21 protein-coding genes are annotated in these 24,168 nt (G+C 50.9%); 5 read left to right on the forward strand and 16 right to left on the reverse strand.

The annotated features are described in order from the left end of the window. Positions 1 to 103: 103 nt before the first annotated feature. Positions 104 to 1,693, reverse strand: coding sequence for a sensor histidine kinase (locus ACO0LM_RS25510; RefSeq protein ID WP_423041214.1), 1,590 nt, complete (start codon positions 1,691 to 1,693; stop codon positions 104 to 106). 301 nt (positions 1,694 to 1,994) lie between these two features. On the opposite strand from ACO0LM_RS25510, the gene ACO0LM_RS25515 reads away from it, so the two are divergent. Next, positions 1,995 to 2,243 (forward strand): YdcH family protein, encoded by a 249-nt coding sequence (locus tag ACO0LM_RS25515; protein ID WP_423041216.1) that lies wholly within the window; start codon positions 1,995 to 1,997, stop codon positions 2,241 to 2,243. Between the two features lie 23 nt (positions 2,244 to 2,266). Here the strand turns inward: ACO0LM_RS25515 and ACO0LM_RS25520 are convergent, their stop codons facing one another. The 11 genes from ACO0LM_RS25520 to ACO0LM_RS25570 all read right to left on the reverse strand — a co-directional run bounded on the left by ACO0LM_RS25520 (position 2,267) and on the right by ACO0LM_RS25570 (position 15,220). Then, on the reverse strand, positions 2,267 to 3,064 hold the full coding sequence (locus tag ACO0LM_RS25520; protein WP_423041218.1) for a DUF3025 domain-containing protein: 798 nt from the start codon (positions 3,062 to 3,064) through the stop codon (positions 2,267 to 2,269). 12 nt (positions 3,065 to 3,076) lie between these two features. After that, a complete protein-coding gene (pyrC, locus tag ACO0LM_RS25525; RefSeq protein WP_423041220.1) occupies positions 3,077 to 4,141 on the reverse strand; it encodes a dihydroorotase in 1,065 nt (354 codons plus the stop codon). Between the two features lie 414 nt (positions 4,142 to 4,555). Continuing rightward, on the reverse strand, positions 4,556 to 5,281 hold the full coding sequence (locus ACO0LM_RS25530; protein WP_186950995.1) for an amino acid ABC transporter ATP-binding protein: 726 nt from the start codon (positions 5,279 to 5,281) through the stop codon (positions 4,556 to 4,558). A 59-nt stretch (positions 5,282 to 5,340) separates the two neighbouring features. Then, positions 5,341 to 6,033 carry an amino acid ABC transporter permease gene (locus ACO0LM_RS25535; RefSeq protein ID WP_423041222.1) on the reverse strand — a complete coding sequence of 231 codons (693 nt, stop codon included), beginning with the start codon at positions 6,031 to 6,033 and terminating at the stop codon, positions 5,341 to 5,343. Between the two features lies 1 nt (position 6,034). Continuing rightward, positions 6,035 to 6,784 carry an amino acid ABC transporter permease gene (locus ACO0LM_RS25540; protein WP_423041224.1) on the reverse strand — a complete coding sequence of 250 codons (750 nt, stop codon included), beginning with the start codon at positions 6,782 to 6,784 and terminating at the stop codon, positions 6,035 to 6,037. 297 nt (positions 6,785 to 7,081) lie between these two features. After that, the gene (locus ACO0LM_RS25545; RefSeq protein WP_423041226.1) at positions 7,082 to 8,029 is read right to left on the reverse strand and encodes a transporter substrate-binding domain-containing protein; all 948 of its coding nucleotides are present in this window, start codon (positions 8,027 to 8,029) and stop codon (positions 7,082 to 7,084) included. Positions 8,030 to 8,228: 199 nt separating this feature from the next. Next, the gene (locus tag ACO0LM_RS25550; RefSeq protein WP_423041228.1) at positions 8,229 to 9,125 is read right to left on the reverse strand and encodes an amino acid ABC transporter substrate-binding protein; all 897 of its coding nucleotides are present in this window, start codon (positions 9,123 to 9,125) and stop codon (positions 8,229 to 8,231) included. 381 nt (positions 9,126 to 9,506) lie between these two features. Further along, positions 9,507 to 10,793, reverse strand: a complete 1,287-nt coding sequence (locus ACO0LM_RS25555; protein ID WP_423041230.1) for a Glu/Leu/Phe/Val family dehydrogenase — start codon at positions 10,791 to 10,793, stop codon at positions 9,507 to 9,509. Between the two features lie 269 nt (positions 10,794 to 11,062). Continuing rightward, positions 11,063 to 12,250, reverse strand: a complete 1,188-nt coding sequence (locus ACO0LM_RS25560) for a hypothetical protein (protein ID WP_423041232.1) — start codon at positions 12,248 to 12,250, stop codon at positions 11,063 to 11,065. A gap of 97 nt (positions 12,251 to 12,347) precedes the next feature. After that, positions 12,348 to 13,328 (reverse strand): LysR family transcriptional regulator, encoded by a 981-nt coding sequence (locus tag ACO0LM_RS25565; protein ID WP_423041234.1) that lies wholly within the window; start codon positions 13,326 to 13,328, stop codon positions 12,348 to 12,350. 2 nt (positions 13,329 to 13,330) lie between these two features. After that, positions 13,331 to 15,220: an ABCB family ABC transporter ATP-binding protein/permease gene (locus ACO0LM_RS25570; RefSeq protein WP_423041236.1), complete on the reverse strand. Its 1,890-nt coding sequence runs from the start codon at positions 15,218 to 15,220 to the stop codon at positions 13,331 to 13,333. On the opposite strand from ACO0LM_RS25570, the gene ACO0LM_RS25575 reads away from it, so the two are divergent. From ACO0LM_RS25575 to ACO0LM_RS25585, 3 genes are all read left to right on the forward strand, one after another. Then, complete coding sequence (locus ACO0LM_RS25575; protein ID WP_423041238.1) at positions 15,201 to 15,386, forward strand: hypothetical protein; 186 nt, start codon at positions 15,201 to 15,203, stop codon at positions 15,384 to 15,386. The genes ACO0LM_RS25570 and ACO0LM_RS25575 overlap by 20 nt on opposite strands. A gap of 358 nt (positions 15,387 to 15,744) precedes the next feature. Then, on the forward strand, positions 15,745 to 16,164 hold the full coding sequence (locus ACO0LM_RS25580) for an acyl-CoA thioesterase (RefSeq protein WP_423041240.1): 420 nt from the start codon (positions 15,745 to 15,747) through the stop codon (positions 16,162 to 16,164). Positions 16,165 to 16,170: 6 nt separating this feature from the next. Further along, positions 16,171 to 17,757 (forward strand): alkaline phosphatase D family protein, encoded by a 1,587-nt coding sequence (locus ACO0LM_RS25585; RefSeq protein WP_423041242.1) that lies wholly within the window; start codon positions 16,171 to 16,173, stop codon positions 17,755 to 17,757. A gap of 112 nt (positions 17,758 to 17,869) precedes the next feature. On the opposite strand, the gene ACO0LM_RS25590 is transcribed toward ACO0LM_RS25585, so the two are convergent. The 3 genes from ACO0LM_RS25590 to ACO0LM_RS25600 all read right to left on the reverse strand — a co-directional run bounded on the left by ACO0LM_RS25590 (position 17,870) and on the right by ACO0LM_RS25600 (position 23,024). After that, a complete protein-coding gene (locus ACO0LM_RS25590) occupies positions 17,870 to 19,546 on the reverse strand; it encodes a long-chain-fatty-acid--CoA ligase (RefSeq protein WP_423041244.1) in 1,677 nt (558 codons plus the stop codon). A 331-nt stretch (positions 19,547 to 19,877) separates the two neighbouring features. Beyond that, positions 19,878 to 21,959, reverse strand: coding sequence for a molybdopterin-containing oxidoreductase family protein (locus ACO0LM_RS25595; RefSeq protein WP_423041246.1), 2,082 nt, complete (start codon positions 21,957 to 21,959; stop codon positions 19,878 to 19,880). 147 nt (positions 21,960 to 22,106) lie between these two features. Continuing rightward, entirely contained in the window at positions 22,107 to 23,024 is a 918-nt protein-coding gene (locus tag ACO0LM_RS25600) for an NAD(P)-dependent oxidoreductase (protein WP_423041248.1), read from the reverse strand. 131 nt (positions 23,025 to 23,155) lie between these two features. Here ACO0LM_RS25600 and ACO0LM_RS25605 point away from each other — a divergent pair, with 131 nt between their 5' ends. After that, positions 23,156 to 23,698: an acyloxyacyl hydrolase gene (locus tag ACO0LM_RS25605; RefSeq protein ID WP_423041250.1), complete on the forward strand. Its 543-nt coding sequence runs from the start codon at positions 23,156 to 23,158 to the stop codon at positions 23,696 to 23,698. A gap of 162 nt (positions 23,699 to 23,860) precedes the next feature. Here the strand turns inward: ACO0LM_RS25605 and ACO0LM_RS25610 are convergent. Next, positions 23,861 to 24,168: hypothetical protein (locus ACO0LM_RS25610; RefSeq protein WP_423041252.1), on the reverse strand; the 308-nt coding region annotated here is incomplete at its 5' end.

Consider the following 24,168-nt stretch of genomic DNA (forward strand, 5'->3'; position numbering starts at 1 on the left):
AAGCAGCAACGGGAGCCACAGCTCCCGTTTTTATTTTAACAATAGTATTATTCAGCACCCACCTGCTGCTGCCATGCTGCCCACCTCTCACTACATGAGCCGTCTATTCGCTTGTATCAGCCTGCCCAGGGGCATGCAAGGGTAAATGCATGATGAAGCTGGCACCGCTGCCAGGCTTGCTCTCAACGCGAATGCTGCCGCCCAATACATCGCGTATCAGGTTATACACAATGTTCAAACCCAGGCCACTGCCGCCCTGCCCCAATTTGGTTGTGAAAAATGGATCAAATATCCTGCTCATATTGGCTTCCGAGATGCCGACGCCGTCATCACTGACGCTTAACTCGACCGCTGGTGGCTCCAGGTCCAGGCGATGTGCATGGATACTGATCACGCCATTCTCCCTGTCTTCAAACCCGTGCAATATGGCGTTATTGATCAGATTGCTGATGACCTGACCAAGCAGGCCCGGATAAGAATCCATCCAGATGTCCGCTGGCAAATCCATGCTTACCTGATGGATGCTGCGCTTGATGCTGGTACCCATGGTCAGTACTGTTTCGCGTATCACCTCATCCAACAGAAACGCTCTTCTTTGTGCACTGGTCCGGTCAACGGCAACCCGCTTGAAACTGCCTATCAATTCCGCCGCACCATGCAGGTTGCGCAATAAAATATCGCTGGCCTGCAAATTTTGCTCTACATACGTTTGTAGTTGTGCACGCGTCATGCCCAGAGCCATTTTCTTGCAGAACTCGTGACTCAGGTCGTGTATGGTGCTGGCGACTGTGACCGAATTGCCTATGGGTGTATTGAGCTCATGTGCCACTCCTGCGACCAGTGAACCCAGTGCGGCAAGCCGGTCTGTACGCTGGATTTCCAACTGTGCATTGTTCAGGTTATCCAGTGCCGTGCGCAATTCCTGGTTGGAGCCATGCAGTTCTTGCGTACGATCTGCAACCCGTTGTTCCAGTGTCAGTTGATGGCTGGCCTGCATTTGCATCAGTTCACCCAGTCGTACCCGCATGGTATCAACGCCGAGTGCCAGGCTACCCAGTTCATCCTGTCTGGCCACATGAACCGGTGCTGTAAACTGCCCTTCGCCCAGGCGGTCCACATCCAGTTGCAACTGTTGCAGCGGACGCATCATGCGTCTTTGAAACAAGAGCCACAACAGGAAAAAAGAAATCAGCAACTGCACGAGAATGGCCGCACCACCTTTGGCTAACTTCTTCAGGAATTCCTGTTCCATCAGATGGCTGCTCATCACTATCGTGACGCGTCCTATGATGCCACCACCTTTGCGGATATTCCGTGTCTCTGAAATCAGATCCTGTTGCTGTGCATTGGCCTGTTCGGCATGGACAAAGCGCCCAAGGGCGGCATCTTCTACCGAAATGCGTACGACGTCCGGATTAAGCATGACGGAATTGACAAAACTCTGTGCCGCTTCGGCATCAACCTGCCATAAGGGGATGGGCATGGTCTGTTCCAGCATGTTGGCATACTGACGCAAAGGGCCACGCACGCGCACTTCATATTCCCGTTCATAGCTATCCCTGGCCAGTACAGAGCCCAGCAACATCGCCGGTATGACAATACCCAATGCGATACCCAGCACAATCGCATTTCTGAGCGACAGGGAAGAGAATCGGCCGGGTGCGGCAGGCTGGTGTGTATGCTTGCCGGGCATTGCTACAGTCTGTCCAGATAAATAATCATGCTGCCAGCAGCGCGCTCAGATTCAGGACCTTCAGTCAATACGCTCATCAAAGCCTCTCCCTCTCCCGAATGGCCCGCCGACAACGCGTTACCATGGATCGTAATGCACAAATATTCTACATGAAATCAATGGGTATTCTGGGTAAGTTGAGCTGGGGTAAGTTGTTCCGGACTTATTTACCGCAGGCTTGATCCAGATCATCTGCATCAACTGTAACTTGCTTACTATGAAGATAAGGAAATATTTCCCCATTTAAACAAGGAATTCCCCTATGCAAGTTGACCATCACCCACTGTCCACTGAATTTCCTCAATTCAAGGAAATCATTCATGAATTAAAACTTGGCAACGCTCATTTCGCAAAACTGTTTGATGAATATGATGTAACGGACAAAGCCGTCAATCGTGCTGAGAATGGTAAAGAACATTTGGGTGATGTGGCACTGGAAGACCTGAAAAAACTGCGTATCAGTTTGAAAGACCAGTTATTCCACATGCTGCAGAGCAAGCCTGCCGCATAGAACCTGCAGCGTTGCACAGATGCTCAGGTACGTCTGGCCCTGAACACTTGCTGGTCTGCATAAAAAGCCTGGTCTTGCTGTGGCCACCAGCCAGGCAGGCCGAGTACCGGCAAGGGTGTGTAGTCTGCGGTAGTCAAAGGATGGCTGGCCAGTTGCGCGGCCACCAACTGATCCACATGCGCACGCCTGGCTGTCGCATCCAGCATAAAGTAGGCCTGATCAACCATCAGCACCCAGGTATGGGCTGTAATGGCTTTATACGGTTTGACCAGTTTTTCCATCAGGGCATGGCCAAAACACCAGACTTCGGCAATCTGAGCAAACTTGTCTGCCTGCGTGACAAAAGCATCCTGCCATGCATGTGCGCGCAGGGATTCGATCAGCGCCTGTCCCTGCTCACTGTCTTCAACCACCAGCAAGGCCGCATTTTCATCAAAAATGGTAGCTGCATCGCGTGCCGGCCCGCGTGACTTGCCGATACCAATTGCAGCAATCTGGGCTGCCTGCAGGGCATTCAGTTGCCGCTTCATACAAGGAAAACTCAGCCACACCAGTGCATTGAAAAAGTCATGCAGATTTTCCCTGGTCGGCACCTGTCCACTGGCGCTGATATGGGCTTCATAGGCAACACCCTCCGGCAATTCTTCTTGTGCAATAAATTGTATAGGCAGGTCGAGGTGATTCAGCAAACCTGACTGGGCACTCAACTGATTGATCCGTGCGCGCCAGTCAGCGTACGCCAACACCTCTTGCGCCACCGGCAATACGGCGGCATACCAGTGCCGTGACCAGTCTATGCCATCAAAAAAACGTGGGGTCATGTGCTTCTATACTCAAGCTGCACGCATTTTCCAGTGCAGAGTTTCACCGCTGTTCAGAGGCACGATACTGCTGTCGGCAAATTGCAATTCGGCGGGCATTTGCCAATCTTCACGCACCAGAGTAATGGTGCCTTGGTTGCGTGGCAATTGATAAAAATCCGGACCATTGAAGCTGGAAAAGGCTTCCAGCTGATCGAGCGCTCCAGCCTGTTCAAACGCCTGGGTATACAATTCCATCGCATGCAGGGCGGTATAACAACCGGCACAACCACAGGCATGCTCTTTCAAACCTTTGGCGTGCGGTGCAGAGTCTGTCCCCAGGAAGAAGCGTTTGCTACCCGAGATGGAAGCTTTGACCAAAGCCTGCCTGTGGGTTTCGCGCTTGAGCACAGGCAAACAGTAATAATGCGGGCGTATGCCCCCTTTGAAAATCTCATTGCGGTTATATAGCAGGTGATGGGCAGTAATCGTCGCAGCAATCGGGCCGCCGGATTCTGCCACGTACGCAGCCGCATCACTGGTGGTGATATGTTCAAACACCACTTTCAATTCCGGCATGTCTTTGCGCAGCGGTTGCATGACGCGGTCAATGAATACTGCTTCACGGTCAAACAAATCAATCTCAGGATCAGTCACTTCACCATGCACCAGAAAGGGCATGCCAACTTCCTGCATGGTTTCCAGGGTCTTGTAGCAATTTTTCAGGTCGGTCACACCAGCATCGGAATTGGTGGTGGCACCCGCCGGGTACAACTTCACCGCATGCACAAAACCACTGTCTTTGGCACGACGGATTTCATCTGGCGGCGTGTTATTCGTCAGATACAAGGTCATTAATGGCTCAAATGTCATGCCGTCAGGCAAGGCAGCCAAGATGCGCTTGCGGTAATCGGCGGCGTGCGCGGTTGTCGTGACTGGTGGTTTCAGGTTGGGCATGATGATGGCCCGCGCAAACTGGGCTGCCGTATGTGGCAGCACACTGCTCAATGCTGCGCCGTCTCGCACATGCAGATGCCAGTCGTCGGGTCGGGTAAGGGTGATTTGCTGCGGGGTATTGCCAGAAGTCGTGGTTGTCATGTTAGCTCGCGTTGACGGAATACCGGCATTTTACCTTTTCCCCTGCTTTTTCTCGAATATTGACTACCTTGCTGACTTGCTTTTTTTCTTGCATGGATAGCAAGCTAGCCATTTTCTGAAAAGAACAGAATTTGTTTTCACTAGGACTTACGCAAAATTGCCCCAGCAAGGCTATCGCTTCTAGGAAACCTCCCTTGCAGGGGAGGTTCGTTTCGTTGGCAGACAACATGTTGTCTGAAACCCCAACTACACCGTAGCGACGAAGACAGTACTTTAGTACGCGGCTCCTAGGAGAGGAGCTGCAACGCAGCTGGGGCGGTTTTGCGTAAGTCCTATTCACAAGGAAAAACAGCCCTGGAACTTGTTCAGGGCTGTTTTTTTGAAACAAAAAATACTACCGAATTTTCAATTCCATCAATGGATGATTTTCGCCAGGAAATCACGTGCGCGGTCAGAACGGGCATTGGTGAAAAATTCATCCTTGGCACAATCTTCGACTATGAGGCCCTTGTCCATGAAGACGATGCGATTTGCTACTTTCTTGGCAAACCCCATTTCATGCGTCACGACCATCATGGTCATGCCTTCCTGCGCCAGACCCACCATGACATCCAGCACTTCATTGATCATCTCAGGATCGAGAGCAGAAGTAGGTTCATCAAACAGCATGGCGATCGGGTCCATGGACAGCGCCCTGGCAATCGCAACACGCTGCTGCTGACCACCGGATAACTGGCCAGGAAACTTATCCTTTTGCGCGATCAGACCAACACGGTCCAGGTATTTGAGGCCGCGTTCAGTAGCCTCCTCTTCTGAACGACCAAGTACCTTGACCTGGCCTATGGTCAGGTTTTGACGAATGGACAAATGCGGGAATAGCTCAAAGTTCTGGAACACCATACCAATGCGCGCGCGCAATTTGGACAAATTGGTTTTCGGGTCGCCGACAGACACCCCTTCCACTGTGATTTCACCCTTCTGGAAAGGCTCCAGACCGTTGACCGTCTTGATCAGGGTCGATTTACCGGAACCGGATGGACCACACACCACCACCACCTCGCCTTTGGACACTTCGGTCGTGCAATCCGTCAATACTTGAAACTGACCATACCACTTGCTGACATTACTTAATTTAATCATTTGAATTCTCCAGGATACTTTTTAGCTTTCTTATCGCTTCAATCTGCCACCAAACGAGGTCAGCGAATGATCGCTATCTTTTGGTTCAGTTTCTTGACCAGTGTCGACAACGCAAAGCAGGTGACAAAATACACCACACCGACGAACAGGTTGATCTCAACAGGGCGGCCATTATTATTCGCAACCACCGTCGCAGAGCCGACAAAATCCTTGATCGACAATACGGAGACGAGTGAAACGTCCTGGTACAAAACGATGGTCTGCGTCAAAAGAATCGGCAACATATTCCTGAATGCCTGCGGCAAGACGATATGTCGCATGGTCTGGAAATAATTCATCCCCATGGCATTACCGGCCCATACCTGGCCACGCGGAATGGACTGGATTCCCGAACGCATGATTTCGCAATAATACGCCGCTTCAAACATGACGAAAGTAATCAGGCAAGACATTAACGGCCCAACCTTGACCGGCTCGGGAGAACCGATAATCCATGCCCCGATATACGGCACAAGAAAATAAAACCAGAATATCACCAGCAGCAGGGGGACTGAACGCACCAGATTTACATAACCAGAAGCGGCAAGAGAAACAAAGCGATTACTGGACAAACGCATCATCGCCAGCAAAGTACCGAGGATGATACCGCCGACCATCGCCAATACCGTCAGTTCAAGTGTGAACAGCAGGCCTTCGGTAATCAGATTCCACCAGGTACGCTGGATAACTTCGAAGTCAAAATTATTAAACATCTTAACGCCCTCCCTTTGCTGCACCGCCAGTAATGAAGCCTGGCACAGCCAGTTTGCGCTCAAGGAAATTTGACAACATGATCGCAGCGACAGAAACGAACAGGTAAATCAGCGTTGCGGCTGTAAATGCTTCAAACGTTTTATACGTGAATTCATTCATTGAACGTGTACGCGACATCAATTCAAGCACGGTGATCGTGGATGCGACCGAGCTGTTTTTGATAATCGCCGCAACTTCATTCGTCAACGAAGGTGTAATGATGCGAAAGGCCATAGGCAGCAAGACATACCTATACGTCTGGATTTGGGTCAGACCCAACGCCGTACCCGCCATTCTTTGCCCGCGTGGCAAAGCATTGATGCCGGTCGACACCTGGACAGCCACACGCGCCGAAGTAAACAAACCCAGGCTGATGACAGCAGTGTAAAACGACACGTTCGGTAAATTCTTCATCCACATACCCAGGGCGTCGGGTACCAATTCTGGTACAACAAAATACCAGATGAACATTTGCACCAATAAGGGGATGTTGCGAAACAGCTCAATATATCCGTTCGAGAAACGGACAAGCCATTTGTTTTGCGTTGTGCGCATCGTGCCGATGACAGAGCCCAGTACCAGGGCAATGATCCATGCCAGCATGGCCAGCGCCAGCGTCACTTTGACGCCCCAGATCAGGGTATCAAAATACGTGCCGCCGCCGTCAAGCGCATCCTCCCAATAAATATTCCAATTCCATTGATAATTCATGTGATCTCCCCAAAGCTTCGTGCGTCACCAGATATCGACGACGGACCTTGCAAAATAAAACGGGAGGAGACTATCCCCCCGTTTTGATCTGCTCTTTTCCTTCTTAAAACCTGTTTACGATCTTAAGCGCGTGCGCAATCAGAGTCTAAGCGGGGCTCATGCGCTGCTCAAAATACTCATGTACCAGAAGTACATTCCGCTTTTTGCGCTGCGCTTTTTGCCCTGAATGTTGCCCTTACCCCGCTGACGCACGCTCGCTACAGATCGCAATCAGGTTCTTATAGCCCTGCTGCTATTTTATTTTTTCTTTTTCAGCACAGCTTTTTGCGCTTCCGGTACCGCTGCATAAGCAGATGGTTCGCCAGAATCAGTTGGCTTTGCCACAACAGCCTTGAGCTGCTCAGACATAGGTATGTTCAGATTGATACCTTTTGGTGGAATCGGTTGCTGGAACCATTTGTAATAAATACGGTTCACATCGCCAGAAGTCAGCACATTGCTGACCGCTGTATCAACTGCTTTCTTGAAAGCAGCGTCATCCTTGCGCATCATGATGCCGTATGGCTCAACCGACAGCGCTTCCTTGCTGACTTCATAGTCAGCCGGTGACTTGGAATTGGCTGCCAGCGATGCCAACAGGATGTCATCCATGACGAAAGCAACGGCACGGCCAGTTTCTACCATCAGGAAGGCTTCCGCATGATCTTTGGCTGGCAGAATATTCATGCCCAGATTCTGGTCAACATTCAGTGTCGTCAATTGCTTCAGATTGGATGTACCGGAAGTGGAAACAACTGTCTTGCCTTTCAGATCTGCCAAAACTTTGATGCCAGACGTTTTTTTGGACAGAATACGATTCGCCGTCACAAATGTGGTCGGTGCAAACGATACCTGTTTCTGACGCTCAACGTTGTTGGTAGTGGAGCCGCACTCCAGATCGATCGTACCATTCGCCATCAGGGGGATACGGGTCGCAGAAGTCACCGGATTCATTTTGACGCTCAGGGCACCCAGACCCAATTGCTTTTGAATTGAAGTCACAACCTTCAGACACAGATCGATGGAATAGCCTTGATAGGACTGTTTGTCATCAAGGTAAGAGAATGGAATGGAAGAATCACGTACACCAATAGTAATGGAGCCTGTGTCCTTGATTTTTTTCAGGGTTCCGGTTTCTTGCGCCTGTGCAGCACCAGCGATCAAACCTGCTCCAATCAGCGCGCCCAACAATTTCGAAAATTTCATACTGTCTCCAGAAAGTTAAATCAAAAAATTCATCGCTTTGAGTTTAACAAAACCCTCAGCTTACTTATCGCTTTTTTTTACCTGACTTAATACGTATTACTACTTATTCGGCTACTGCAAAAACAAGACTAGCCACACCTTCCATCTTTCTTTGTTGCAAGCCCCATACCAAAACACATGCAAACCATGTGCCAGAACCTTAATCCGCCACCTTGTCTGAAGGAAAACGTATGTTATCCCGCAACAAAAAGCCCATAGGCATATTCAAATTTGCCCCTTTTGGGGGTACAGGCTTGCGAAACCACTTGTCATACAGTTTGTTGATTTCTCCTTCATTCATCAAACGCCCCATTTCGCGGTCAATCAAGGATTTGAAAGCAGGATCGTCCTTGCGCAACATAACGGCATAAGGTTCCGTGGACAGCGGATCGCCTACCACGACAAATTTGGCAGGATCCTTGCTATTGGCCCGCAAGCCATACAGCAATACGTCATCCATGGTGAAGGCATCCGCTTGCTGGTTCTCGACCATGCCAAAGGATTCGTTATGATCGTTACCTTCCAGCAGCTTCAAGCCCAGACCACGCACCTTGTCGCGGTCATGCAGCAATTTGACCGTGGTGGTGCCCTTGGTCGTCACGACTCTTTTATCTTTCAGGTCAGTCCAGTTCTTGATGCCGGAATCTACTCTGACTATCATGCGTGCCGTCGCAAAAAAATGCGGGATGGTAAAGCTGACCTGCTTGCGACGTTCGGCATTATTGGTGGTGGAACCACATTCCAGGTCCGCCTTGCCATCGACTATGGCAGGGATACGGGTACTGGGCGTAACCGCCAGATAGGCCACGTTCAACTGCGGCAACTTCAATTCCTTTTTTAAGGCTTCCACCAATTTCAGGCAAATGTCGAGTGAATACCCTACCGGTTTTTTATCATCGTTATAGTAAGAAAATGGAAAAGACGCTTCACGGTGAGCAATCGTCACTGTTTGCGTCTCTTTGATATGCGCCAGGGTATCCGCAGCCGATGAAAGCGGGGAGCACAAAACCAGTGCACAAGGCAAACTGGCTCTCGCTATCCAATTTAAAACTTTCATGCGACCCCCTTTGAACCCAATTCAGGATGGTAATGACAAAGATCAATATTCTTCAACAGAAAATTTCACAATCAACAAAATATTATTCGGTATTTTTTGCAATTAATACTTGCTCAAACATTCAGATATACATGCAAATATTGTTCCACCGGAACTTCCATTAGCCTCTTTTTGCATTCGCAAAAGAATATTCGTGCAAAGTGACCGCTTCATGATGAGACTGATTGTGGTAAACACGTACTCACCGTTCCACTCATTCCATCAATCCCACCATGCACCGACCCATGTGCCTGCAATCGCAGTCAGAAAATCCGGCTCCAGAAACGACAATATCCACCACCTATATAGCATAGGTGATGGATAGTTTTTTACAATTCCTGCTTACGGGTAAAGTCCACGAACTTCGCGTGCCTGTAATACCCGGGAACATCCGATAATAAATGCTGCTGTACGCAGTGATACTTTCTTGTCTTCCGTTACCTGCCAGACCGAATTGAAGGCTTCCTTCATGATGCGGGTCAGGCGCTGGTTGATCTCATCTTCTGACCAGAAATAGCTGGAGAAGTCCTGTACCCATTCAAAATAAGATACGGTCACACCACCGGCATTGGCAATCACGTCTGGTACCACCAGCACGCCCTTGTCACGCAAGATATCGTCCGCTTCCGGTGTAGTCGGGCCATTCGCGCCTTCGAGTATGATTTTGGCGCGGATCTGGTCGGCATTCCTGACTGTGATTTGCTGTTCCAGCGCTGCCGGGATCATGATATCGCAATTGACCGCCCAGAATTCTTCATTCGGCAACACCGCTTCTATGCCTTCAAAACCGGCCACGCTGCCTTTGGCTGCGACGTGCTCCAGCAGCTTGTTCACATCCATGCCATTTGAATGGAAAATGGTGCCACCATGGTCTTGCACGGCAACGATTTTGGCACCGGCTTCAGCAAACAGACGCGCCGCAATGCCACCGACGTTACCAAAACCCTGCACGGCAATTTTTGCACCGGCAATGCTCATGCCGCGTTTGGCAGCCGCTTCGCGGCCCACAACGAACACACCTCGGCCAGTCGCTTCACGACGCCCCAGACTGCCGCCCAGAGAAATAGGTTTGCCAGTCACCACACCAGTGGCAGTGCGGCCTTCATTCATGGAATAGGTATCCATCATCCACGCCATGGTTTGTTCATTGGTGTTGACGTCCGGTGCCGGGATATCCTTGTCCGGGCCAATGATGATGCCGATTTCTGACGTATAACGGCGTGTCATGCGCATCAGTTCGCCACGTGACAGCGTTTTTGGATCAACGCGGATACCGCCTTTGGCACCACCGTAAGGTACGTTCACGGCAGAGTTCTTGATGGTCATCCAGGCAGACAAGGCCATCACTTCTGACAGCGTCACATCCTGATGGAAACGCACACCACCCTTACCAGGACCACGGGACGTATTGTGCTGTACACGATAACCTTCAAAGTGGGAAATCGAACCGTCATCACGCTCGATAGGCACATCCACAACCAGGATGCGCTTCGGACGTTTCAGGGTTTCTACCCAGCGGGACAGGTGTCCCAGGTAAGGTGTGACACGATCAATTTGCTCAAGGTAAACTGACCAAGGACCGGTCTCAGTCGGGGTAAGATAAGACGGTATCTGGTGCTGGATGGACATGGTATGGCCTCTTGAAATGGTTGAACTGGTTTTGCGAATCTTTTCATTCAGCCCGGTCATTCCCCGGCACCGAAAGCAGACGCATCATAGTCTTTTCATTCTGAAATCAGCCAATGCTTTGTTTGCATGAATCTATGCATGAAATGCATAACCACGGAAATAGTTGCATGATATGTGATATTTTTACAACTCTGAAAATCTTTTATATTTCAGCTTATCCCAGCTTTACAGCCTCTATTTAGAGTATTGATTGACGCCGAAAAATATATTCAAGCAGCGCCAGCAACACTTTCCGCCTGGATGTGTGGAGACCAGGAAGACTCCCACTGTGCATCGAATAAAGCGCAAACACCTACTCCCAGATCGAGATCTAGAATCTCAAGTGCAGCACGGCTACCTGCATCTTCTTTTTTGGCGGCGGTGACAAAGCGGGCAAACGTCTGCCAATCCTGGCTCAGATTCTTCACGAGGATGCGTGCCAGGTCATAGGATAAAGTATTGCTTTCCCCACTACGTGAAAATGAGGCACCAGACCAAAACTCTTGAATCCTGTCAGCATCCCAGAATTGCAAATGCCTGGCATACAAATTTTTTTCGCTATTCGCACCTTGCAGAAATGGACTGAGCTGAAATTCTACATTTACAGCAATTCCCTCATCCAACCATAGCGGCAATTTCAAATAGTTCAAGGCGCTGTGCGTCATTTCATGCGTGATCACAGGTTCTATCATCAATAAATCCGAAAGGACCGTGACAAAATGCGGGCAGCCTGCATCGATAAACATCCCACCGCTGACTGCAAATTCCCCTCCCTCAGGGTAATATACCGATACATACTGATAGTACATATCCTCATTGTCGAGCACCAACAAAATGCTCTTCATATCAGGTGGAAATTGTGCGACTCCAGGCAGTAACTTAGCAATGCGCGCATGATTTTTTTCAATAAATCTGGCACCGGCCTCAATGACATTTGGCTCCGATGACGAGACAATCAAAGTCTTCTCGCTTTCATACATATAGCAATGTGAACCTATCCCCTCTTTGACATAAGCCAGCCATGCGCGTTGCCCCTGCAGACGTGCGTCGCGCTTTAGTCCGGCATCGTTGATAGTCGCCAGCCATGCATGAAAAACCGCCCAGTTCATGACGGGGATATCGGCCTGGAAAGTGATATGCTCAATTAGATTAAACGGAGTCACCCCTGGCAAACTGATGAGGTCGGGTATCTCTTCATAAATAAATCCGGCCGATAACTTTTCAGTGGGAAGTGGTCTGCTTTGATGTGCTGCCTTGGGTAAGCCTACCAAAGCAAAAAGCCCTCCAATAAATGGCATGACCCAGACACTGATCAATAGCATCGTTCGCTGAAAACTCGGTTCAAGAGCGCGCTTGATACGGTATATGCAAAAGATATTGAGAGCCAGCAACGCCAGCAAGATAAATAAAACAATCATCGTATTCAGTAATGTAAAAATTCAGGCTATTGCTAAGGCAATAGTTAAGAGAGGTATCGCGAATAAAGTTAAAGTGGGAGCATCGACTCCAACCTATTCAATGTTCTTCACGACGTCGGCGTGACTTCCCGTGCTTGCTGCTTTCCAGTTTTTCCGCAATTTGCAATTGCTCCAGATACTCCCACAATCTGGACACTATCATCTTGCCAGGCCTCTGGATTGAGGGGCGCTCGCGGTACAGGCGAATTTCCATATTCACTTCCCATGCACCACTGCCATTGTCTGCACGCGCCAACTGCTTTTGCTTGACTTCACGCGTGACTGCCGACTCTGGTAAAAACGCCATGCCACGGCCCTCCAGTGCCATCATCTTCAAGCCTTCTGCCATATCGGTTTCATAGCATTTTTCCAGATGCAAAGGCTGTCTCGTGTCATTCAGAATCAGATCAACCATGCGTCCCAGGTAGGCGTTATTAGCATAGGCCAGAAACGGCAATGGTGACTGCGCTGTACCCGGCAACAGCAATTCCGGCACACCGTGTTTATCACAACGGATATAGGCACGCAGGGCTTCGGTTCCCATGCTGATCATGTCGTACTGACTGCTATCGAGCAGCAAGGGCTGGCGCGGATGGTGATAGCACAGCAGCAGGTCGCAACCCCCCTCCACCAGCGTCATGACGGCATCATGAACATTCAGCGCCAGCAGGCGGCTGTTGATTTCGCCAAACGCCGCTTCCAGCCCTGTCAGCCAGCGCGGCACATAGGTCAGCGACAGGGTATGTGGAACCGCAAAATCCACGGTGGTTTGTGTAGTCGTGCGTTTGCCGCGCAACAGGGCGCGCGCATTATTGATCTGCCCCAGCATGGCGATGGCCTGCTCATAAAACACTTCACCGGCATGTGTCAAACGGGTAGGATACGAAGTGCGGTCGATCAGGTCACTGCCCAGCCAGGCTTCCAGCGATTGTATGCGGCGCGAAAACGCTGGCTGCGTCACATGGCGCAATTCGGCAGACCGACTGAAACTATTGGTCTCTGCCAGTGAGACAAAATCTTCCAACCATTTTGTTTCCATGCTTATGCGCTCACCAGTTCAATTTCATCCGCTTCATCATCGTCTTCGGCTACTTCTGTCTTCTTGCTTTGCTGACGTTCCCACATGCGCGCATACGCAGCTTGCAGTTCCAGCAATTGCGCATGGGTGCCACGCTCGATAATACGACCTTTGTCCATCACCAGTATCTGCTCGGCATCAACGATGGTGGACAGGCGGTGCGCGATCACCAGGCTGGTACGATTGCGGGCGATGTCTTTCAATTGCGCCTGTATCAATTGCTCGGCATGCGAATCCAGCGCCGATGTCGCTTCATCAAAAATCATGATGGATGGATTCTTCAACAGGGTACGGGCAATGGCTACCCGCTGTTTTTCGCCACCGGATAATTTCAGGCCACGCTCACCAACCATGGTGTCGTATCCGTCCGGCAGGGTCTCGATAAATTCATGGATATAAGCAGCCTTGGCAACGGCAATAATTTCTTCCTTGCTGGACCCCGGCTTGCCATAGGCGATATTGTATTCAATCGTATCATTGAACAAGACTGTGTCTTGCGGCACGATACCAATCGCAGCCCTGACCGATGCCTGGGTCAGGTCGCGCAAATCTTGTCCATCAATAGCGATCCTGCCTGATTGAATATCGTAAAAACGGAACAAGAGCCGCGACAGGGTAGACTTGCCAGAACCACTGTGGCCGACCACTGCCGTGGTCGTACCGGCAGCGATGCTGAAGTCCACATCAAACAAAATCTGCCGCTTTTCTTCGTAGTTGAAATTGACGTGAGCGAAGCGAATTTCCGCCCCATTTTTATGTTGTATCTGCAAGGCTTTGGCAGTGCTGGAATCAGCCACTTCGCGGTTCTGGTCCAGGAGGGAAAACAGTCTTTCCATATCAGCCAGGCTTTGCTTGATTTCCCGGTACAACACACCGAGGAAATTCAGGGGAATATACAGCTGTATCATGAAGGCATTTACCAGCACCAGGTCGCCCAGACTCATACTGCCGTCAATCACCCCCTGGGTAGCACGCCACAAGATCAGGGTCACCGCCGTTGCGATGATCATGGATTGCCCTGTATTCAACAGGAACAGACTGCTTTGTGATTTCACTGCCGCGGTTTCAAAGCTCTGCAAGCCTACGTCGTAACGCTGGGCTTCGTATTCTTCATTGCCGAAATATTTGACTGTTTCATAATTCAACAACGAATCGATGGCCTTGGTATGTGCCTTGGAATCAAGTTCGTTCATGGTGCGACGGAAATGCGTACGCCATTCCGTCACCGTAATCGTGAAAATAATATAGGTCACCAGGGCGGTCGCGGTGATGATGCTAAACCATTTGTCATAATGCGTACTCAGGTAAATCAGCACCAGGCCGATTTCCAGCAAGGTTGGCACGATGCTGAACAGTGCATACGAAACCAGCGAGGAAATCGCGCGCGTGCCACGTTCTATGTCACGCGTCACGCCACCAGTTTGCCGGTTCAGGTGAAAGCGTAGTGACAAGGCGTGCAGGTGCCTGAACACTTGCAAGGCGATGGTACGCACTGCCCTTTGCGTGACTTTGGCAAATACAAATTCACGCAATTCAGTAAACAGCGTCGTCGACAAGCGCAAGGCACCATAAGCAATCAGCAAACTGACCGGCAGCACCATGATCATGGCTGGATGGGTGGGGCTGACTGTCATGCTATCCACCAGGTTTTTCAAGACCATGGGTACGCCGACATTCGCCAGTTTGGCAGCAACCAGAAAAGACAGTGCCAGCAACACCCGCCACTTGTAGGCCCATAGATAAGGCAACAGCGTCTTGACGGTGGCCCAATCGTCGCGCTTACTGTCGCTGGCGGCCGCAGTGGAAGGTGTGGCTGGCAAGCTTGAGCTACGGATGGTTTCTCTGCGTCGCATGGAAGGGGTTCTCGCTTTAAATGTAAAAAATGGTGTTGCAAACAGGACAGTTAAGAGTGCCGCTGAGAATGCCGCTAAGGGTGCAGATCTTGGTGTGGATAAAAGAGTGCATCAGATAGCAGGCAGTTTTATCAACGTTGCGGCCATTGAAAATTATAGGGCATAAACGATTTTACTTACGGGCCGGCCCAGCAACGCCTCTTGCCGGCTTTGCCCTCTACACGCAGCATCTGTCTGTAGATAGGGCAGTTGCGGTTTTCAAGATGTTCAATTTTGGCACTTTTTCTCTCGTCGTTTAAAGAAATCACGCTATTTTGCTGTCTTTTTTACATGAAAACAATCTGCTGAACCACGCCGCCAGCAGCATATGTGTCAACAATGCTTAAAAATGAAAAGTAATGGTCGATATTTCAGCAAACTGGTATCTGGCAAGCCACTTGCTTTGATCAGACTGTGTGAAAATTGGTTTAAGATTTGACACCCCTCAATCACTATCTCATTACTCTTATTTTTCAGGCAAAACCATGACAGAACATACTCAATCGGGACTTCCATCCCATATGCCGACCCTGCGGGTCATGCCCATGCCCGCCGATGCGAATGTGCATGGTGACGTTTTTGGTGGCTGGATCATGTCCCAGGTCGATATTGCCGGTGCCATCCCTGCTGCCCGCCGTGCGAATGGCAGGGTTGCCACGATTGCGGTCAACTCTTTCCTGTTCAAGCAGCCGGTATTTGTTGGTGACCTGTTGTCCTTCTACGCCGAAGTGGTCAAAGTAGGTAACACCTCGATTACTGTCTCGGTGGAAGTGTACGCCGAACGTAATCGCCTGCAAGCCAGCACCGTCAAGGTGACGGAAGCCACACTCACCTATGTCGCGACCGGCAATGACAGGAAACCACGGCAGATTCCACCACTGGACGATATTGCCAAGGTAGGTTGATTGTTCATGAAGCTGTCACGTCGTCTGTTTTTACAGCAGTCTTTGCAATTCACCACCCTGGCCGCAATGGCGCAGGCATTCCCCAGCTTTGCTGCCGAGCGCAGCACGGTGTATCCGTTCAGCCTGGGTGTCGCGTCCGGGTCACCACGTGCAGACAGTGTGGTCTTGTGGACGCGCTTGCTGCCCGATCCCCTGAATGCACAGGCGCTGCCGGCCATCGTCTATAAACTACGCTGGGAAATTGCTGAAGATGATAATTTCCGGCGCATCGTCAATAAAGGTGAAGCACACGCCCTGCCGGAACTGGCACATAGCGTACACGTCGATGTGACCGGCTTGCAGCCGGATCGCTGGTACTGGTATCGCTTTATGTTGGGCGATGCAGTCAGCCCGGTTGCACGCACCCGCACGGCACCGGCACTGGATGCGGTCGTTGGCAACCTGCGCCTGGCGGTTGCATCTTGCCAGCACTGGGAATTTGGTGAATATGCAGCGCACCGCCATATTGCTGCCGCCAATCCGGACCTGATTGCTTTTCTGGGAGACTATATTTATGAATGGGGGCCGTATGATACGCGGCACCCGGGCAAGCCGCGTAAACGCGAGCAGGAGAGTTTCACGCTGGCAGATTATCGCAGCCGTTATGCCCAGTATAAAACCGACCCGCAATTGCAGGCAGCACATCATGTCGCGCCATGGATAGTCACCTGGGATGACCATGAAGTCAGCAATGATTATGGGAATGACCGTGACGAACGGCTGGACGTGAATTTTCTCTTGCGTCGGGCCGCTGCTTACCAGGCATTTTATGAACACATGCCGGTACGCCTGCATGCATCGGTCAATGAAGCCGAGCGTTTCAGCAATATGCGCATCTATGACCGTTATGACTGGGGCAGGCTGGCACGCTTCCATGTGCTGGATGACCGGCAATACCGGTCGCACCATGCCTGCCCCAAACCAGGACACGGTGGTTCCAATTCGGTAACGAATGCGGAATGCAGTGAACGCATGGACCCCAATCGCACCATGCTGGGCCAGGAACAGGAAAAATGGCTGGGTCGTGGCTTCGCCAGTTCCACTGCCAAGTGGAATATCCTGGCCCAACAAACACTGCTGGCGCAATCAAGCCAGACCGCGGTCGCACAAGAAGGCGATGGCAAATTCTGGACCGATGGCTGGGATGGCTACCCCGTTGCCCGCCAACGCCTGTTTGATGATATCCAGAAGCACAAACCAGCCAATCCTGTGGTTATTTCCGGTGATGTCCACACCTTTTATGCTGCTAATCTGAAGCGCGATTTTTACAGCAAATCATCACCATCCAATCCCATACTGGCAACAGAATTTTGTGGTACGTCTGTGACATCCAGTTCTCGTCCGCAAGAACGGACGGATCAGTATGTGGCGCAAAATCCGCACATCAAATATGGTCGCAGCGACAAGCGGGGTTTCATGCTGATGGAGATTTCGCAAACCAGGATGCTTACGCATTTTCTTGGCCTGGATGACGTCACCAAGGCTGATTCCGGCATTGCCACACTCAGCAGTTTTTTTGTGGATGACGGCAGAACTGGTCTCAGCATTACCTGAACCAGGCATGTATTCTTGCTGGGTACTGTAAATGAAAAAGGAAGGTGGCACATTGCCAGCCTTCCTTTTTTCATGAGCGCGGCTCAGCATCCGCGCCATCTGCCTTATTTACTTATGCCTTCTTTTCATCCCGCAGTTCGCGTCGCAGGATTTTTCCCACATTCGTCTTTGGCAAATCCATGCGGAACTCGATGTACTTGGGTTTTTTGTAAGCCGTAAACTGTTCCTTACAATAATCCATAAGCTGATCTACTGTCAGGGACGGGTCCTTGCGGACCACAAACAGTTTTACTGCCTCGCCGGAATTGGCATCGGGTACGCCGATACAAGCGCATTCCAGTACCCCAGGATGCATGACGATGACTTCTTCAATTTCATTTGGATACACGTTGAAACCGGACACCAGAATCATGTCTTTCTTGCGATCGACGATCTTGGTATAACCTGTCTCATCCATCTTGCCTATGTCACCCGTTTTAAAGAAGCCATCCGCTGTCATGACCTTGGCTGTTTCATCTGGACGGTTCCAGTAGCCCACCATCACCTGTGGCCCGCGGATGGCGATTTCACCTGCGGTACCCAAAGGAACAGGGTTACCGTCGTCATCCAGGATAGCAATTTCGGTGGAGGGAATAGGTAAGCCTATGGTGCCGGAAAAATCCTTGGTATTGGCAGGATTGGCCGTCGCGACTGGCGATGTTTCAGACAAGCCGTAACCTTCAGCAATGGCACAGCCCGTCACCTGCAGCCATTTGTCGGCAACGGCTTTTTGCACTGCCATGCCACCACCACTGCAAATTTCAAAACCGGAAAAATCCAGCGTCGCAAATTCGGGATTGTTCAACAAACCGTTATACAGGGTATTCACTGCAGGGAAAATATTAACCCTGTAATTGCGCAATTCCTTGATGAAACCGGGGATATCGCGCGGATTGGGGATCAGCAGATTCATGGCACCGACGCGCGTACCCAGCAGGCTGCATACGGTCAGGGCAAAGATGTGATACAGCGGCAAAGCGCAGACTATCACTTTCTGTTCATCGGTATGACCAGACATACTGGGTGCTAGCCAGGCATCGTTTTGCAATACATTGGCAACCACATTTTTGTGTGACAAGGTCGCCCCTTTGGATACACCGGTAGTACCACCGGTGTACTGCAGGAACGCAATATCATCGTGCGTTGTGCTTACTGGCGTAAAATTCACACGTTCAGCTTCTGATGCCATCTGGTTAAAGCGTATCGCCGAAGGCAGAGAAAATGCCGGCACCATTTTCTTGATATGGCGCACCACGAAATTGACGATCATACCTTTCATGCCGCCCAGCATATCACCCATGCTGGCAACGACGATATGCTTGATTGCGGTCTTGCTTAATACATGTTCCAGCGTGGTGGCAAAATTTTCCAGGATGAAGATGGCTTCGGCACCAGAATCCTTGAGCTGGTGTTCCAGTTCACGTGGTGTGTAGAGAGGATTGACGTTAACTACGGTATAACCAGCACGCAATATGGCAGCCATGACTACGGGATATTGCAAGACATTCGGCATCATGATGGCGACGCGTGCACCTTTTTTCAGGCCCTTGCTTTGCAGCCATCCACCGACTTTTTTGGACAGGGTATCAAGTTCCCCATAAGTCATGCGCTTGCCCATGCAGGCATAGGCATCACGTGCTGCAAATTTCTGGAAGGCTTCTTCCATCATTTGTACCAGTGACTGGTACTGATTCACGTCAATTTCCGCCGGTACACCTGCCGGATAGGATTTCAGCCAAAATTTATCCATATTTTCCTCGTCTCTAATGATTGTTGTTGTATTTGTGTCCCAAGGCCCTGCCTTGGCATCGCGCTTGTGAAAGCACTGCAGCATAGGCAAACAGGGCATTGCCGGAATTTGATTCCAGTTCTCGCTTGATGCTATCGGCTAAGTTCTGGCATGGCAAGTGTTTTAGACGAGACCTGAAAACATACTCTAGGAATATGTCGCATTGCATCAATTTTTCAGTACACAATTCAGCCTGTTTTTGATTCAGGACAAAGGCAGATGGCCAGATTTCACCGTTAAAAAATGTCTGGAAATACGGCATCCATTATAGTTACCAACAAGCATCACTCAGCTATGCGCACTTCTCCACTTCGACCAGCGTGTCATAAAAGGTCGGGCCACCGCCCATGTCGGTCAAACGCTGGCTGGTCACTTCATTGGCGTTCTTGTGATCGCTGGCCAGTTTTTTCCACCAGATAGACAAGCCAACCACCAGACCCGGCCTGGCTTTATCCGTCACACGTGCCACTGCCTCGAAACTGCCACGGTCGTTAAAAATCCGCAGGCGATCACCATGGACTATGTGACGTTGTGCCGCATCCTGAGGATGCATATCAAGATGCGGCTGACCTTCCGTATCACGCAGGCTTTGTACATTGACGAAAGTCGAGTTCAGGAAATTTCTTGCCGGTGGCGAAATCATTGCCAGGGGAAAGCGTGCTGCCAGTTCAGGATTGCTGGCCAGGGATTCATACGGTGCAACGTAGGCCGGTAAAGGATCTAGCCCGGCTGCAGCCATGCTGGCACTATAAAACTCGCATTTTCCAGACGGTGTACCAAAGCCGCCATTGGCAAACGGTGCATCCGGCAATTTCAGTTTCGACCAGCCGGTCTTCTTCAACGAAGCCCAGTCAAAATGCACGGCGTGCGCGTGCTGTTTATTGAAGGCCTGGGCAGCAATGTCATCATCACTGTCGGTGAAGCAAGCGTCAGTCAAGTGCATGGCTTTGGCCAGCATACGGAAAATTTCGGTATTCGGCCTGGCTTCTCCCAAGGGCGCGATCGCTGCGTTGTTTGCCATCATATACAGGTGTCCGTAAGTACTATGTATGTCTACATGTTCCAGCTGTGTGGTAGCAGGTAACAGGATGTCGGCATAATCTGCTGTATCCGTCTGAAAATGCTCAAGCACGACCGTGAACAGGTCGTCACGCGCAAAACCCTGCATGACCTTAGCCGACTCTGGTGCAACGGCAACGGGGTTGGCGTTATACACGATCACGGCCTCGATTTTGGGGCCAAAGTCTGCCGAGGTTTCACGCAGTAAATCATCGCCTATGGTGCTCATGTTGATGGTGCGGCGTGGTGAATCCTGCGGGAACAAATCTGGCCTTTGCAATACTGCCGTATTTTTCGGAAAAGCATCCGACAACGACAGTTGCGCGCCGCCGGCTGCATGACGCCAGGCACCGGTCAGTGCGGGCAGGCAGCAAATATTCCGGACGGCCATGCCACCACCGTGCACCCGCTGCACACCGTAGTTCATGCGTATCATGCTGGCTTCGCCGCGTTGTCCACATTCACCATATTCGCGCGCCAGTTGGTTGACCTCTTCAGCGGTAATGCCGCAGGTAGCAGCGACCCGCTCTGGCGTCCATTCTGCTGCCCGCTCACGTAGTTGTTCAAAGCCCAGAGTGTGGTCTTTGATATACGCATGATCCAGCAAATCATCCCTGATCAGCACATGCATGAGACCCAGCGCCAGGGCTGAATCCGTCCCTGGTAGCAAGGCGATATGTTGATGGCATTTTTCGGCTGTCAATGACCGATAAGGGTCAATCGCGATCAGCCTGGCCCCTTTGCGCTTGGCTTCCTGCACGCGCATCCAGAAATGCAGATTGGACGCAATTGGATTGCCACCCCAGATCACAATCAGTTTGGCATTTTGCGTCTGTTCAATATCCGTACCGATACGGGTACCCACGGTGTACTTGTAACCAGCGCCACCCGCAGTGGCACAGATGGTGCGATCCAGAAAGGATGCCCCCAGCTTGTGGAAAAAACGCTGCGCCATACTTTCGCCCTGCACCAAACCCATGGTACCGGCGTAACTGTAGGGCAGAATGGCCAGTGGCTTGCTGGCCGCCATTGGTTTAAGCTTCTCTGCAATAATCGCAATCGCTTCAGCCCAACTAATGCGGGCGAACTTGCCTTCGCCTTTTTTACCTATGCGCTTTTGCGGATACAGCAAGCGGTCAGGGTGGTAGGTGCGTTCGGTATAGCGCGACACCTTGGTGCATAACACCCCGGCCGTCGTAGGATGATCCGGGTCGCCTTTGACCGCAGTGGCAACACCATCTTCAACGGTGACGTGCAAAGCACAGGTATCGGGACAATCATGTGGGCATACGGCCCTGACGATATTGCTGCTCATATTCATTCCTGTTTAAACGGTTGCTATCGGTTTCTATTTACCCTGCTGTAGCCATTGCCTGCCCTGACATCGTAGTCCTGTCGGCAGCATCGCAAGGGATACAAAACCAGTGTTTTTTGCGCTATCAGTGCTCGCTTTGATGATCACTTAATCGGGTAACACATCCGGCTGCTCGCCAAGCCGCTTACCAGGGTTATGTTGTTCCAACGCCAGCAACGCGGCTGAATGATCTGCATGCGGATAAGTTTGCAACAAACCGCGATACACCTCACTTACCAGGCTGGTGATTGGTAAGCTGACCCCTGCATCCTGCGCCGCCAACAAGATATTTTCCATATCCTTGGCCTGGCTCTTTACCTGGCCACCGGGCATGAAAGTGCGGTCCAGCATACGTTGTCCGTGCACTTCCAATATCCTGCTCTCAGCAAAACCGCCGCGCAAGGCATGCCGTACTGCAGCCGGATCGGCTCCGCCCGCCTGTGCCAGCAGCAAGGCTTCGGCCACGATATTGATGGTGCCACCGACGATCAACTGGTTACATAACTTTGCCAGTTGCCCGGTACCTGGTCCACCGACACGCATAGGTTTGCCCATTGTAGCGAGGATGGCTTCCATCTGCTGATAGACCGCCATTTCAGCCCCTGCCATAATCGCCAGCGTACCTGCTTCGGCACCGATGACACCACCCGATACGGGCGCATCCATGAACTGATGTCCGTGCGCCTGCAATTGCGCGTGCAAGACCTGCGCCTGGGCCTGTTGTATCGAACTCATGTCGATTACGGTACTGCCTGCCCGCAATGCCGGCAAAATGTCTTGTATAACTTCGGCAACAGCATTGCCATCTTCCAGCATGGTAATGATGACCCCGGCACCAGACTGCTGTACTGCTTCCAGCGCCGTCGCCGCCACCTTTGCCCCGTCCGGTTCCAAAGCCGCCGCCTTGGCATAAGTCCGGTTCCACACTGTGACAGGGTAAGCTGCGGCCAGCAGTCGCCGCGCCATGGGCTTGCCCATCAAGCCTATGCCAAGAAAGACTATCTTTGTTTCAAGCACTGGTTTCACCTTGGTTTCCTTCTACTTTTTTGCAGATCTGAATTGTAATCGCAGCATCCTAAGACCATGTTGCCAGACATTGCTACAATAGCGATTCTGATGTTTGTCTGATTTCTTATTTTCACCTGAAAGCCAATTATATGCGCCTGCGTATTACTTCTTTATTCGCCATCGCAGTGACTGCTGTGTGTGCCAGTTCTTCCGTATTTGCCCTGGATTCAGCCTCACTGGAATTTGCGACCGGCAACAAAACCAAAATGTTGCGCGCCGGCCTGCAATCCAACTGGGACAATCAATGGTTCTCGTCAAACGGCACCCACGTTGGCGGCTATTGGGATGCTACCCTGGCGCAATGGCAGGGCAACAGTTTTCAAGGTAAGAGTGGGGCAACACAAAATCTGACCGATATCGGCATTACCCCTGTATTTCGCTTTCAAAATGACAGCAAAAAGGGTTTTTATGGCGAAGCCGGCATAGGCCTGCATATGCTGTCAGAAATTTATGACAACAATAGCCGCCATTTTTCCACCAATTTCCAGTTTGGCGACCATATCGGCGTTGGCTATTTGACCAAAGAAGGCTGGGACCTGAGCTTCAAGATCCAGCATTATTCAAACGGCGGTGTCAAACATCCAAATCCAGGTGTGAATTTTGCGGTACTGAAGGCTGGGTACGCGTTTTAAGGTCTTTGCACCACTCGCAGTAGAATAAAAAAGGAGCTCAGGCTCCTTTTTTATTGCCTGTTGAATCGTAAAAGCAAGACCGCTCACCACAGAGACACGGAGACACAGAGGTTCACCGAGAAAGGCAAGAGAATCGGATGATTTGATTTTAAGTCCGTCGCTCTAGCCAGGCTGAAGGCTACCATGCTGGCGCAGCAGCGTCGTTGGTTGATACCCCGAAGGCCGAGCCCCAGAGTAAAAGCAGAGAAGTTCTCCTGTTTTTGCTGTTCTTGCCTTTCTCAGTGCCCTCTGTGCCTCCTCTGTGTCTCTGTGTTGAGAGGTCTTGAAGTTGATGTTGGTGTTGGTGTTGTTTTTGATCTGGTGTTGCGCGTGTATTTTCCGTTCGCGCAAAGCGAAACCCCCGCTAAATTGCTCTAGCGGGGGTTTCTGGATACAAGCCTGACAATAACCTACTTTCACACTGGTTGCAG

The sequence above is a fragment of the Undibacterium sp. Di26W genome, from assembly GCF_049340265.1.
Classification (GTDB): domain Bacteria; phylum Pseudomonadota; class Gammaproteobacteria; order Burkholderiales; family Burkholderiaceae_D; genus Undibacterium.

What these genes read in the sequence shown, in the direction of transcription:
- ACO0LM_RS25510 (WP_423041214.1), bottom strand. Translation starts at nt 1,693, where the DNA reads ATGCCCGGCAAGCATACACACCAGCCTGCCGCACCCGGCCGATTCTCT.
- ACO0LM_RS25515 (WP_423041216.1), top strand. Translation starts at nt 1,995, where the DNA reads ATGCAAGTTGACCATCACCCACTGTCCACTGAATTTCCTCAATTCAAG.
- ACO0LM_RS25520 (WP_423041218.1), bottom strand. Translation starts at nt 3,064, where the DNA reads ATGACCCCACGTTTTTTTGATGGCATAGACTGGTCACGGCACTGGTAT.
- pyrC (WP_423041220.1), bottom strand. Translation starts at nt 4,141, where the DNA reads ATGACAACCACGACTTCTGGCAATACCCCGCAGCAAATCACCCTTACC.
- ACO0LM_RS25530 (WP_186950995.1), bottom strand. Translation starts at nt 5,281, where the DNA reads ATGATTAAATTAAGTAATGTCAGCAAGTGGTATGGTCAGTTTCAAGTA.
- ACO0LM_RS25535 (WP_423041222.1), bottom strand. Translation starts at nt 6,033, where the DNA reads ATGTTTAATAATTTTGACTTCGAAGTTATCCAGCGTACCTGGTGGAAT.
- ACO0LM_RS25540 (WP_423041224.1), bottom strand. Translation starts at nt 6,784, where the DNA reads ATGAATTATCAATGGAATTGGAATATTTATTGGGAGGATGCGCTTGAC.
- ACO0LM_RS25545 (WP_423041226.1), bottom strand. Translation starts at nt 8,029, where the DNA reads ATGAAATTTTCGAAATTGTTGGGCGCGCTGATTGGAGCAGGTTTGATC.
- ACO0LM_RS25550 (WP_423041228.1), bottom strand. Translation starts at nt 9,125, where the DNA reads ATGAAAGTTTTAAATTGGATAGCGAGAGCCAGTTTGCCTTGTGCACTG.
- ACO0LM_RS25555 (WP_423041230.1), bottom strand. Translation starts at nt 10,793, where the DNA reads ATGTCCATCCAGCACCAGATACCGTCTTATCTTACCCCGACTGAGACC.
- ACO0LM_RS25560 (WP_423041232.1), bottom strand. Translation starts at nt 12,250, where the DNA reads ATGATTGTTTTATTTATCTTGCTGGCGTTGCTGGCTCTCAATATCTTT.
- ACO0LM_RS25565 (WP_423041234.1), bottom strand. Translation starts at nt 13,328, where the DNA reads ATGGAAACAAAATGGTTGGAAGATTTTGTCTCACTGGCAGAGACCAAT.
- ACO0LM_RS25575 (WP_423041238.1), top strand. Translation starts at nt 15,201, where the DNA reads ATGGTTTCTCTGCGTCGCATGGAAGGGGTTCTCGCTTTAAATGTAAAA.
- ACO0LM_RS25570 (WP_423041236.1), bottom strand. Translation starts at nt 15,220, where the DNA reads ATGCGACGCAGAGAAACCATCCGTAGCTCAAGCTTGCCAGCCACACCT.
- ACO0LM_RS25580 (WP_423041240.1), top strand. Translation starts at nt 15,745, where the DNA reads ATGACAGAACATACTCAATCGGGACTTCCATCCCATATGCCGACCCTG.
- ACO0LM_RS25585 (WP_423041242.1), top strand. Translation starts at nt 16,171, where the DNA reads ATGAAGCTGTCACGTCGTCTGTTTTTACAGCAGTCTTTGCAATTCACC.
- ACO0LM_RS25590 (WP_423041244.1), bottom strand. Translation starts at nt 19,546, where the DNA reads ATGGATAAATTTTGGCTGAAATCCTATCCGGCAGGTGTACCGGCGGAA.
- ACO0LM_RS25595 (WP_423041246.1), bottom strand. Translation starts at nt 21,959, where the DNA reads ATGAGCAGCAATATCGTCAGGGCCGTATGCCCACATGATTGTCCCGAT.
- ACO0LM_RS25605 (WP_423041250.1), top strand. Translation starts at nt 23,156, where the DNA reads ATGCGCCTGCGTATTACTTCTTTATTCGCCATCGCAGTGACTGCTGTG.